At 70.5% G+C, this 4,981-nt stretch carries 7 protein-coding genes; 2 read left to right on the top strand and 5 right to left on the bottom strand.

Annotation, left to right across the window (positions count from 1 at the left end):
- Nucleotides 1-462, bottom strand: a 462-nt coding sequence (locus tag D7X12_RS39195; protein ID WP_120630259.1) for a hypothetical protein, incomplete at its 3' end; no start/stop codon positions are given.
- Nucleotides 463-606: 144 nt separating this feature from the next.
- Entirely contained in the window at nucleotides 607-861 is a 255-nt protein-coding gene (locus tag D7X12_RS39190) for a ribbon-helix-helix domain-containing protein (RefSeq protein ID WP_120537964.1), read from the bottom strand.
- 387 nt (nucleotides 862-1,248) lie between these two features.
- Between D7X12_RS39190 and D7X12_RS39185 the strand changes: the two genes are divergently transcribed.
- The gene (locus D7X12_RS39185; RefSeq protein ID WP_120630260.1) at nucleotides 1,249-1,821 is read left to right on the top strand and encodes a TMEM165/GDT1 family protein; all 573 of its coding nucleotides are present in this window, start codon (nucleotides 1,249-1,251) and stop codon (nucleotides 1,819-1,821) included.
- A gap of 52 nt (nucleotides 1,822-1,873) precedes the next feature.
- On the opposite strand, the gene D7X12_RS39180 is transcribed toward D7X12_RS39185, so the two are convergent.
- Nucleotides 1,874-2,923, bottom strand: a complete 1,050-nt coding sequence (locus D7X12_RS39180; protein ID WP_120630258.1) for an NAD(P)-dependent alcohol dehydrogenase — start codon at nucleotides 2,921-2,923, stop codon at nucleotides 1,874-1,876.
- A gap of 137 nt (nucleotides 2,924-3,060) precedes the next feature.
- On the opposite strand from D7X12_RS39180, the gene D7X12_RS39175 reads away from it, so the two are divergent.
- On the top strand, nucleotides 3,061-3,564 hold the full coding sequence (locus D7X12_RS39175; RefSeq protein ID WP_120630257.1) for a DUF1579 domain-containing protein: 504 nt from the start codon (nucleotides 3,061-3,063) through the stop codon (nucleotides 3,562-3,564).
- Here the strand turns inward: D7X12_RS39175 and D7X12_RS39170 are convergent.
- Nucleotides 3,500-4,117: a class I SAM-dependent methyltransferase gene (locus D7X12_RS39170; protein ID WP_120630256.1), complete on the bottom strand. Its 618-nt coding sequence runs from the start codon at nucleotides 4,115-4,117 to the stop codon at nucleotides 3,500-3,502. The two genes, D7X12_RS39175 and D7X12_RS39170, sit on opposite strands and share 65 nt — an antisense overlap.
- 24 nt (nucleotides 4,118-4,141) lie before the next feature.
- On the bottom strand, nucleotides 4,142-4,963 hold the full coding sequence (locus D7X12_RS39165; RefSeq protein WP_120630255.1) for an isocitrate lyase/PEP mutase family protein: 822 nt from the start codon (nucleotides 4,961-4,963) through the stop codon (nucleotides 4,142-4,144).
- Nucleotides 4,964-4,981 lie beyond the last annotated feature (18 nt).

The raw sequence follows: 4,981 nt of genomic DNA, 5'->3' as shown, positions 1-4,981 counted from the left end.
GGCCTGCGTCGTCCCGGCGTCGGACTCGGGCGGGGGCGGGACCTTGTGGCTGCGCACGCTGTTGCGCACCTGCTCGGTGACGGCGGCCGGGTCCACGTTGCCCTTGAAGGTGCCGAAGGGCGTATGGACCTCCTGCTCGCGCGTCGCGCCGGCCTCGGAGCCCGGGGGGCCACACCAGGCCTTGTCCTCGGCCTTCATGACCACGACGGGGGTGTTGACCTCCGCGCGCGTGCGCGTGGTCGACTTGGCGACGAGCGTCTGGTCGCGCATGAGGACGCAGTGGTCCTCATCGAAGTACCAGGCCGCGGATCCGTCCGAGAACTCCTGCGCCCGGGCCGGGCCTCTGCCCATGGCGTCCGCGACCTGGGCGGCCGTCATGCCGGGGTAGAGCTTCTCGAAGCCAGGGGTGGCGCAGCCGGTGGCGGCCAGCGCGAGGACGGCGGTCAGCAGGGAGGGACGCATCACGGCGGGGAGCTCCTGGAAGCAGGAAGGCCCACGACCCTAGCGGTTCCCTCCCAGGTGCTCCAGCGAGGGAGCGGAGGGACTACAGCTCCTGCTCCAGCCAGCGGCGCAACCGCTCCCGGAGCGACAGGGGGCGGCGCAGGCTCACGACTCGCCTTCCGTCTTGGCGGGCATGCGGCCGTACTTGGACAGCAGGTCCTCCACGGCCTCGCGCAGGTACTCGCTCTGGTGGATGCGGGTGCGCCGCGCCAGCTCGCGCAGTTTGTGCACCTGCTCCTCGGGAACGAGGACGTGGGTGGAGACGATGTCGGCCTCCGGGCTGCGGACCTCACCGGGTTCCACCGGAGACTGGGACGACGGAGCGTCGGGGCTCAGCGGGCTGGCGCTTCCATCCTGCATCGGGGCTTCCTCCAGGCTTGCTGCTGCTACAGGCCGCTACCGACCTGTCCCCGGCATTAGGGGGGCAGCCTCGCAGGTCGTCAAAAAAAGGGACGCCGGAGGGCGAGCGCCCGGAGCGCCGGACCTGCCCGGTTGACTCGCACGGAGCACGCTGCTACTTGCCGCGTCACGTAAGGGGAGTAGTTCACGCCCGTGGTGATGGGCGTCGGGAAGCTCGACACACTGGCTGGTGACAGCCCGGGCCCCCACCTCGCGAAGCGCGCGAGACGAACGAGACCTTCGGACAGGGATTCAATGCTCCCTGGCCGAGGTCCGTCGTGTGCGCTCCTCCCTGATGCGCTCTCATGACGACGCCTCCGTGCCAGGCACTGGAAGGAAGTCTTCATGATGTCGTGGGAGTCGGTGTTCGGGTCGTTCGTGTTGGTCGCCGCCAGTGAGATGGGGGACAAGACCCAGCTGCTCGCGTTCTCGCTGGCGTCGAAGTTCCGCAAGCCGTGGGTGGTGCTGGCCGGCATCCTCGTGGCGACGGTGGCCAACCACGCGCTGGCGTCGTCTGTGGGCACGTGGGTGTCCACGCACGTGCCCGCGCGGGTGATGGCGTTGATTCTGGCGGCGCTGTTCCTGGGCTTCGGCCTGTGGACGCTGAAGCCGGACACGCTGGACGATGATGACGGCAAGCCGCCGCGCTTCGGCGCCTTCCTCACCACGGTGGTGCTCTTCTTCGTGGCGGAGATGGGGGACAAGACGCAGCTGGCCACCATGGCGCTCGCCGCGCGCTACCAGGCGACGGTGCTGGTGACGCTGGGCACCACCGCCGGGATGCTGGTGTCGGACGGACTGGCCGTGTTCCTGGGGGACCGGCTCGCGGGACGGGTGCAGATGAAGTGGGTGCGGTGGGTGACCGCCTCGCTCTTCTTCCTCTTTGGCCTCGTGTCGCTGTGGGCCGCCTGGCGCGCCTGACGCGGGGAGGCCCCGGCGCGAGACGTCAGCGCCGGGGGCCTGCCGCGAGCGGCTACTTCGTCCGCAGGCTCGCGGTGTCGATGACGAAGCGGTAGCGCACGTCGCCCTTGAGCATGCGCTCGTAGGCCTCGTTGATCTTCTGGATGGGGATGACCTCCACGTCGGACGCGACGTTGTGCTTCGCGCAGAAGTCGAGCATCTCCTGCGTCTCGCGGATGCCGCCAATGAGCGAGCCGCCCAGCTTGCGCCGCTTCATCACGAGCGGGAAGGCGGCCAGCGGCGTGGGGGTCTCCGGGACGCCGACGAGGATCATCGTGCCGTCCAGCTTCAAGAGGCCCAGGTACGCGTTGTAGTCGTGCGGCGCGGAGACGGTGTCGAGGATGAAGTCGAACTGGTTCGCCAGCTTCTTGAAGGTCTGCTTGTCCGACGTGGCGGCGAAGTGCGTGGCGCCCAGGGCGAGGGCGTCGTCGCGCTTGGAGGGCGAGGTGCTCAGCACCGTCACCTCCGCGCCCATCGCCTTGCCCAGCTTCACGCCCATGTGGCCCAGGCCGCCCAGGCCCACGACGGCCAGCTTCTGGCCGGCCTTCAGGCCGTAGTGGTGCAGGGGCGAATAGGTGGTGATGCCCGCGCAGAGCAGCGGCGCGGCGCGGTCCAGGGGCAGTCCCTCCGGGATGCGCAGCACGTACTTCGCGTCCACGGTGATGCTCGTGGAGTAGCCGCCGTAGGTGGGCGTGCCGTCACGCTCGCGGCCGTTGTAGGTGCTCACCATGCCCTGCTCGCAGTACTGCTCCTCGCCCGCGACGCAGGCCGGGCACTCGCGGCAGGAGTTCACGAAGCAGCCCACGCCCACGGAGTCGCCGACCTTGAAGGCGGTGACGGCGCTGCCGACCTGGGACACCTTCCCGACGATCTCGTGCCCCGGCACCATGGGGAAGACGGCGCCGCCCCACTCGTCGCGGGCCTGGTGGATGTCGGAGTGGCAGACCCCGCAGTAGAGGATGTCGATGAGCACGTCCTGGGCGCGGGGCGCGCGGCGCTCCAGGGAGAAGGGGCCGAGGGCGGCTTTGGCGCTCGGCGCGGCGTAGGCTTGGGTGGTCGGCAAGAGAGGCTCCAGGGGGATTCGAAGCAGGGCCTTCCGGGAGGGCCCGGAAGGGGCGCGGAAGCTAACGGAGCCGCGGCGCTGCTGCTGGAGAAAGGGAATGGACCCGGGCGGCGGGGTCCAGGAGACTCCCGCGCACCATGAGCCAGGAAAGTCTCCAGAAGTCCCAAGCCGCCGGCGGTCCCCATCACTTCCTCACCCAGTGCGTGGGTGAATGGGAGGGCACGTCGCGCACGTGGTTCGAGCCGGGCAAGCTGGGGGACGAGTCCCCGATTTCAGGCACGATCCGCTCCGTGCTGGACGGGCGCTTCGTCGTGCACGAGTACACGTCGTCCCTGGGTGGAAAGCCGCTGACGGGCACGGCCACGCTCGGCTACCACCTGGACGGCCGGCAGTTCACCATGGCGTGGGTGGACACCTTCCACGTGGGCTCCGACATCATGTCCCTGCAAGGGGAGGCCGGAGTGAGCGACCGGTTCTCGGTGTCGGGCAGCTACTTCACGGGCGAGCAGTCGCCCCGCTGGGGCTGGCGCATCGACATGGAGCGGACCGGGCCGGATGCGCTCGTCATCACGCACTTCAATGTCGAGCCGGGGCAAGCGCCGCAGAAGGCCATCGAGATCCAGTACCGGCGTCGGGGCTGAGCCGGGCCAGGAGCCGCGCCTCGTGTCGGCCTGTCTCCGTCCAGCCCTCGGTGAGTGAGAGGGATTGGAGCCCCTGGAGGAGGGTGGGCAGTTCGCCATCCTCCAGGAGGAAGCGGGCGGACGGGTGTGGATGTCTTTGCAGGTTGCTCCGGGTGGGCTGGGCGAAGACGAACAGCCCCCCGGGCGCGAGCAGCGTGGGGAGCGCGGCGAAGAGCGGCCGCCAGAGATAGTTCAGACACACGACGAGGTCGAACGGGCCCGGCGGAAGGGGCTCTGTCTCCAGGTCCAGATGTCTGACTTTGAGGGGCACGCCCGCCTCGCGCGCGAGCGTGTCCGCCTGTTCCAGGGCCACGTCGGAGACGTCCACCAGCGTGACGTCCAGGCCGCGCCGGGCGAGCCAGCGCGCGTCGTGGCCCTGTCCCCCGGCCAGGTCGAGCGCCCGGCCCGTCATGGGCAGCCGGTCCGCGAGCGAGCGCAGGAACTCCGACGGTTCCCGTGCGGCCGGGGCCTGCCGGTAGCGGTCATTCCAGCGCTGGCGATCGTCCTGGGACACGCGGGGCTCGCTCCTCGAAGTGGGTCAGCGCCGGGTCATCAGCCCGTTGAGGGTGGGGTAGCTGGCGGCGCCGGTGAACAGCTCCGCGGAGTGTCCCTCGTGCAGGAAGGACTTCGCGAGCGCCTCGGCCCGTCCCCAGAGGGACGCCGCGATGGCGGTGCCCGCGGAGAGGCGCCGGACGCCCAGCCGCTGCAGCTCCGCGGTGGCGGGGAGGTTCGGCCGGGCGAGGACGTTCACGGGCAGGGGCGTGCCCCGGGTGATGGCCTGGATGTCGGCCGCGTCCGTGACGCCGGGGACGAAGAGGCCGTCCGCGCCCGCCTGCTGGTACCGCGCGGCGCGGGACAGCGTCTCCTCCAGGCGGCGCTCGGGCGGGACGAGCTTGCTGTTGAGGAAGACATCCGTGCGCGTGTTGATGAACACATCCAGGCCCAGGCGCGCCGCGGCCTGCTTCACGCGTTCAATCTTCGCCGCGAGCAGCTCCGGAGGGCTGGCGCCGTCCTCCAGGTTGACGCCCACGGCGCCCGCGGACAGCAGCCGCGCCACGTTCTCTCCGACGGTGGCCGGGTCGTCCGAGTAGCCCCCTTCCGCGTCCACCGTGAGGGGCACGCGGATGAGGTCGACGATGGCCTGGACCGTGGCGACGAGCCGGTCCATGGGCAGCGCGTCGCCGTCCGGGAAACCCTGGGACCAGGCGACCCCGGCGCTGGTGGTGGCGATGGCGCGGGCGCCCACGCTCTCGAACAGGCGGGCACTGCCGGCATCCCAGGCATTGGGAAGGATCAGCAGCTCAGGACCCTGGTGCAACGCGCGGAAGGTGCTGGCGGCGGTGGCTTGCGTGGCGGTCATGGGTGGGGTTCCGGGTGG

Origin of the sequence: Corallococcus sicarius, assembly GCF_003611735.1 — a bacterium.
GTDB lineage: Bacteria > Myxococcota > Myxococcia > Myxococcales > Myxococcaceae > Corallococcus > Corallococcus sicarius.
This window is presented reverse-complemented; position numbering and strand designations above follow the sequence as displayed.